At 73.1% G+C, this 6121-nt stretch carries 5 protein-coding genes; 4 read left to right on the top strand and 1 reads right to left on the bottom strand.

The window, feature by feature from the left end; genetic code table 11:
- The 3 genes from ABT324_RS23260 to ABT324_RS23250 form a co-directional block, all read left to right on the top strand.
- A partial coding sequence (locus ABT324_RS23260) for a dihydroxy-acid dehydratase domain-containing protein (RefSeq protein ID WP_351181300.1) occupies window positions 1-1324 on the top strand: 1324 nt, incomplete at its 5' end.
- Between the two features lie 96 nt (window positions 1325-1420).
- A complete protein-coding gene (gene eda / locus ABT324_RS23255) occupies window positions 1421-2044 on the top strand; it encodes a bifunctional 4-hydroxy-2-oxoglutarate aldolase/2-dehydro-3-deoxy-phosphogluconate aldolase (protein WP_351181297.1) in 624 nt (207 codons plus the stop codon).
- Between the two features lie 140 nt (window positions 2045-2184).
- A complete protein-coding gene (locus ABT324_RS23250) occupies window positions 2185-3537 on the top strand; it encodes a polysaccharide deacetylase family protein (RefSeq protein WP_351181294.1) in 1353 nt (450 codons plus the stop codon).
- A gap of 265 nt (window positions 3538-3802) precedes the next feature.
- Here the strand turns inward: ABT324_RS23250 and ABT324_RS23245 are convergent, their stop codons facing one another.
- Window positions 3803-4510 carry a TetR/AcrR family transcriptional regulator gene (locus ABT324_RS23245; RefSeq protein WP_351181291.1) on the bottom strand — a complete coding sequence of 236 codons (708 nt, stop codon included), beginning with the start codon at window positions 4508-4510 and terminating at the stop codon, window positions 3803-3805.
- 72 nt (window positions 4511-4582) lie between these two features.
- Here ABT324_RS23245 and ABT324_RS23240 point away from each other — a divergent pair, with 72 nt between their 5' ends.
- Entirely contained in the window at window positions 4583-6106 is a 1524-nt protein-coding gene (locus tag ABT324_RS23240) for an FAD-dependent monooxygenase (protein WP_351181288.1), read from the top strand.
- The last annotated feature ends 15 nt before the right edge of the window (window positions 6107-6121 follow it).

Here is a 6121-nt window from a genome sequence, read left to right as displayed (position 1 = left end):
GGCCTTCGGCCACCTGCCCACCCTGCTGGTGCCCGCCGGGCCGATGCCCTCCGGCCTGCCGAACCGGGAGAAGAGCCGCATCCGGCAGCTGTTCGCCGAGGGCAAGGCCAGCCGGGAGGACCTGCTGGAGGCCGAGTCGGCGTCCTACCACTCCCCCGGCACCTGCACCTTCTACGGCACCGCGAACTCCAACCAGCTCGTCGTGGAGGTCATGGGCCTGCACCTGCCGGGGTCAAGCTTCGTGCCGCCAGGCACCCCGCTGCGCAAGGCGCTCACCGAGGAGGCCGCGCGGCGCGTGGTCGAGCTGGACACGCCGATCGGCGAGGTCGTGGACGAGCGGGCCATCGTCAACGGCGTGGTCGCGCTGCTGGCCACCGGCGGCTCCACCAACCACACGCTGCACCTGGTCGCCATCGCCGCCGCCGCAGGCATCGAGCTGACCTGGGACGACTTCTCCGAGCTGTCCGCCGCCGTGCCGTCGCTGGCGAAGGTGTACCCGAACGGCTCGGCCGACATCAACCACTTCGCGGCGGCGGGCGGCGTGCAGACGCTGGTCGGTCAGCTGCTGGACGCGGGGCTGCTGCACGCCGACGTCAAGACCGTCGCCGGCCCGGGCCTGGACCGCTACCGGCAGCAGCCGTTCCTCGAGGACGGCGAGCTGGTGTGGCGCGACGCGCCACGCGAGAGCCTGGACCCGGACGTGCTGCGCGGTGTCGGCGACCCGTTCGCACCCGACGGCGGGCTGCGGGTGCTGGAGGGCAACCTCGGTCGCTCGGTGATCAAGGTGTCCGCCGTGGCCGCCCAGCACCGCGCGGTCACCGCCCCGGCGCGGGTCTTCGACGACCAGCACGAGTTCACCGCCGCGTTCCGCGCCGGCGAGCTGGACCACGACGTCGTGGTGGTGATCCGCAACCAGGGCCCGCAGGCCAACGGCATGCCCGAGCTGCACGGCCTCACCCCGGCGCTGGGGGTGCTGATGGACCGCGGCCACCAGGTCGCGCTGGTCACCGACGGCCGGATGTCCGGCGCCTCCGGCAAGATCCCGGCGGCGATCCAGCTGACCCCGGAGGCGAGCGCGGGCGGTCCGCTGGCGCGGGTGCGCGACGGCGACGTGGTCCGGCTCGACGCCGACCGCGGCACGCTGGAACTGCTGGTGCCCGACGACGAGCTCGCCGCGCGGGAACCCGCGCCCGGGGCCGACCGGGCGCCGTTCGGCACCGGCCGCGAGCTGTTCTCGGCCTTCCGCCAGGCGGTGGGCCGGGCCGACCGCGGTGCGAGCGTGTTCACGCAGCTGCAGCCGCACCCCTCCGACGTGCCAGCATGAGGTCGTGAGTGCGTAACAGTGTTCGAACACTGTTACGCACTCACGACCCCCTGGCGCACCGCACCCGGCAAGTACTGAGAACGGACTTACCACCTGATGAACACTGCAGCTGACGTGCTCGACCTCTCGCCGGTGGTGCCGGTCGTGGCGCTGGACGACGTGGCGCACGCGGTTCCGCTGGCCCAAGCGCTGCTGCGCGGCGGCATCCGGACCATCGAGGTCACCCTGCGCACCCCCGCCGGACTCCCCGCGATCGAGCGGATCGCCGCCGAGGTCCCGGAGCTGGTCGCCGGGGCGGGCACCATCACCGAGCCCGGCCAGGCCAAGCGGGCCGCCGACGCCGGGGCGCGCTACCTGGTCACCCCGGGCACCACCGAGCGGCTGCTCGAGGACGTCGAGGCAGCCGGCATCCCGTTCCTGGCCGGAGTGGGCACCGTGTCGGAGGCGATGTGGCTGGCTGAGCGCGGGGCCAGCGCGATGAAGTTCTTCCCCGCCGAACCCAGCGGCGGCGTGCCGTTCCTCAAGGCGATCGCCGGGCCGCTGCCGCACCTGCGGTTCTGCCCGACCGGCGGGATCAGCCCGCGGACCGCCCCGGACTACCTCGCGCTGCCGAACGTGGGCTGCGTCGGCGGTTCCTGGCTCGCCCCGAAGGACCTGCTCGCCGCGGGTGACTGGGCGAAGGTCGAGCACCTGGCCCGCGAGGCGGCCGCCCTGCGCTGAACCGCCGCGGAGGTGGCGGCCCGCTCCGCCGCCTCCGCCCGACGGGGTACTGCGCGCACCGCACGCGTTGGATCCGCCACCGCCGACGAGGGTCGTAGCGTCCCGGGAGTCGGGTAGATCGACCCCGGTTGGTGATTCGGGTGGTGGATGCGGGAAAGTCGCTGGCCCAAGCCCTCACCTGCGCCGTTGTCGTGCTGCTGGTGCTGGCGTCCAGCCCGTGGTCCAGCGCCGCCCCGACGCCCCGGACCGTGGTGAGCTTCACCGTCGACGACGGGTCCGCCTCGCAGACCGCCGGGGCGCGGGTCCTCAGCGAGCACGGGATGCGCGGCACCTTCTACGTGGTCTCCGGATCCATCGGCCAACCCGGCTACCTCAGCCTGGACGACTTGCGCGGCATGGCCGCGGCGGGCCACGAGATCGGCGGGCACACCGTCAACCACCCCGACCTGGCCAGCATCGGGCCGGACGAGCTCCGGCGCGAGATCTGCCAGGACCGCATCAACCTCACCGGCTGGGGGTTCCGCGCGACCTCCTTCGCCTACCCCTTCGGCACCCCCGACCGCCACGCCGAGCAGGCCGCGCGGGACTGCGGCTACTCCAGCGCCCGCATCACCGGCAGCATCCGGAACGCGCGCGGCTGCGACGCCTGCCCAGCGGCCGAAGCCGTGCCGCCGCGCAACCCGATGGCGGTGCGCGGCTCCGGCATGGTCGACCCGAGCTGGACAGTGGAGGAGCTCAAGCAGCAGGTGCGCGACGCGGAGGCCAGTGGCGGCGGCTGGGTTCCGCTGGTGCTGCACCAGGTCTGCGACTTCTGCGGGTCGCTGTCGATCAGCCCGCGGGTGCTGGACCAGTTCGCGTCGTGGCTGGCCGCCCGCGAGGCCAACGGCACGGTGGTGCGCACCGTCGACGAGGTGGTGGGTGGCGAGCCCGCTCCGCTGGTCCCACCGCCAGCCCCGGTGCCACGCGCCGGGCTGGTGAACCCGTCGTTGGAGGAGCCCGGGCCCCGGGGTTGGGTGACCAGCAGCTGGGGGCAGGGCAGTCCGAAGTGGACGCTGGTGCCGGACGCCCGCAGCGGCCGGTGGGCGCAGCGGCTGGACCTGACCGGCCACGTCGACGGCGACGCCAAGCTCCTGCCGCGGATGGACATGGGCGAGGTGGCGCCCACCGCCCACGAGGACAACACCTACACGCTCAGCGCCTGGTACAAGTCGACCGCGCCGACGCAGTTCGCGGTCTACCGCCGCGACCGTTCCGGGGCCTGGCGCTACTGGAACACCAGCCCGTTCTTCGCCCCCGCGGCCGAGTGGACCGATGCGACCTGGACGACCCCGGCCGCCCCGCCCGGCACCACCGGGCTGAGCTTCGGCCTGGCGCTGTCGGCCCCGGGTTCGCTGACCACCGACGACTACGACCTGCAGGAGCACCCCCAGGTGAGCCACGAGCGGTTGTGCGACCGGCTGCCCTGGACTCCGCTGCTGCGCTGGATGTGCTGACTGCTGCTTCGTTCACGGCAGGTGAAGTTCACCTGTGCGCCCCGCCGCCCGCACCGACCTGCCCGCACTTCCGGCCGCACGACGAGTTCCACCTCGGTGGACCGCCCCTGGCACGGAATCGGCTTGGACCGACGGGGCTGGTAGCTCGCACTGGCCGTCGTCAGCGTCGTTCGGCGGATACGGCGGCCAGTCCACCGGTCACAGGCTCCCACCTGCGGCGCGGCGTCGGGGTGGTTCCAAGTCCAGAGGATTCCGGCTTCGCCGGTCAGCTGAGCACCTGCCTGATCCCGGTGAGCAGGCAGGCGAGGCCGAACTCGAAGCGCGCCTCCGGGTCGCGGTCGTCGGCTTCCAGGATCCGCCGGTTGAAGTGCGGGAACTGCCCGGTGTCGATCACCTGCTGGACGTACTCGCCGACCGCGCGCTGCCACTCGACCTCGGTCATCCCGGTCTTGCGCTGCACCTCCAGGTCGGACAGCTGCGCGGCGACCGAGCCGAGCACGAACGTGGTGAGGGATTCCACGACCATGGCGGCTTGTGAGGCGTCGTCGGTCGCCCGGTGCACCACCCCGAGCATGTGGTCGGACTGCCGGATGACGTCTGGGCCGAGCGCCTGGCGCCGCATCCCCTGCTGGGCGAGCCAGGGGTGGCGCAGCAGCGCGGCCCGGAGCGCGCGGCCGTGGGCGGCCAGGTCGGCCAGCCAGTCATCCGTCCCCGCCGGGGGCTCCAGTTCCGCGAACACCGCGTTGGCCATGAGCTCGATCAGCTCGTCCTTGCCGGTGATGTGCCGGTACAGCGAGGTGGTGCCGGATCCGAGCTCGGCCGCGATGCGCCGCATGGACAGCGCGTCGAGGCCTTCGGCGTCGGCGAGGGCGATCGCGGCGCGGACGATCTTCTCCTCGGTGAGCGCCGGGCGGGCGCCGCGCTGCCGGTCCCGCATCCACACCAGCGCTGCGGGTTGTGGTCGAGCTGTCATGGGAACACTGTACCCGTGGAGTACGGTGTTCTCATATCGGGAACACCGTTCCCACGCCAATCGGAGGCAACCATGAACGACCACCCCGTCGTCATCGCTGGCGGCGGCACCGTTGGCCTGGCCACCGCCCTGTTCCTCGGGCACCACGGCGTGCCGTCGCTGGTCCTCGAACGACGTGCCGAGCCGTCGAACCACCCACGCGCGCTCGGCATCAGCCCGCGCTCCTTGGAGTTCTTCCGCGAGGTCGGCATCAGCGAGGACGTGGACGCGGTCGCGGTGCGCTCGACCGAGCTGTGGCGGGCCACCGCCCGCACCGTCGCCGAGATCGACCGCAGCGGCGACCGCCCGCGGCCGCGCTTCGACCGCACCACCTCGCCGGAGGCCACCCGCGGGCACTACCCGCAGGACCTGCTCGACTCGGTGCTCCTCCCGGCCGTCCGGGAGCGCGGCGCGACCGTCGAGTTCGGCACCGCGGTCACCGGCGTCGAGCAGGACGGCACCGGCGTCTCGGTCACCGCCTCCGATGGCCGGGTGTTCCGGGCCGACTACCTGGTGGGGGCCGACGGGGCGCGCAGCGCGGTCCGGGACGTGCTGGGCGTCAGCACCACCGGGCCCGGCGAGATCGGCGACACCACGGTGAACATCCTGTTTTACGCCGACCTGGTCGGGCACTTCGGTTCCATGCCGGTGATGGCGCAGATCGACCACCCGGACGCGCCCGGGATCCTGCTCAGCGTCGGCGAGGGGCGCTGGGTGCTGCACGTGGTGTCGCCGACCAACGAGAACTTCTCCGACGAGCGCTGCGCCCACCTCGTCCGCACCGCCATCGGCGCGGACGTGCCGGTCGAGCTCGTCAGCGCACTGCCGTGGCGGGCCAACGTGCGCATGGCCGACGAGTTCCGGTCCGGCCGGGCGTTCCTGGTCGGTGACGCCGCGCGCACCATCTCCCCGCTGGGCGCGTTCGGCCTGAACACCGGGTTGGCCGACGCGCACAACCTGGCGTGGAAGCTGGCCGCGGTGCTGCACGGACAGGCCGGCGACCGGCTGCTGGACAGCTACCACGAGGAGCGGCACGCCGTCGCCGAGTTCGTGACGCGGCAAGCCCTGCTGCGCTGGGAGAACCCGGAACCGCACTGGAACCCGAGCGCGGTCGCCGAGCGCGCGGCGGCGGGCATGTGGGGCACGACGATGGTGACCATGGGCTACCGCTACGACTCCAGCGCGCTGATCGACCCGGTTCCCGAGGTACCGTCCACTGAGGACGTCGCGGCGAGCCTGGACGGAGCACCCGGCTCCCGGCTGCCGCACCAGTGGCTGAGCCCCGACACCTCCACCCTCGACCTGCTCGAGTCCCGGTTCGCGGTCCTCACCGGCCCGGACGGCGATCCGTGGCGCGAAGCAGCGCAGCGGGTCGCGGCATCCCGCGGGCTGGACGTGCGCACGGCTCGGCTCGACTCGGACTGGGCGAGCTCGGTGGGGCTCACCGACGGCGGAGCGCTGCTGGTGCGCCCGGACGGGTTCATCGCCTGGCGCACCAACCAGGACGCCGACGACGCGGTGCTCGACAAGGTCCTGGCCACCGCGACCGGTCGCTGACCACGGGGCAGTCGC

The sequence above is a fragment of the Saccharopolyspora sp. NPDC000359 genome (genome assembly GCF_040300525.1).
Taxonomy (GTDB): Bacteria; Actinomycetota; Actinomycetes; order Mycobacteriales; family Pseudonocardiaceae; genus Saccharopolyspora.
This window is presented reverse-complemented; position numbering and strand designations above follow the sequence as displayed.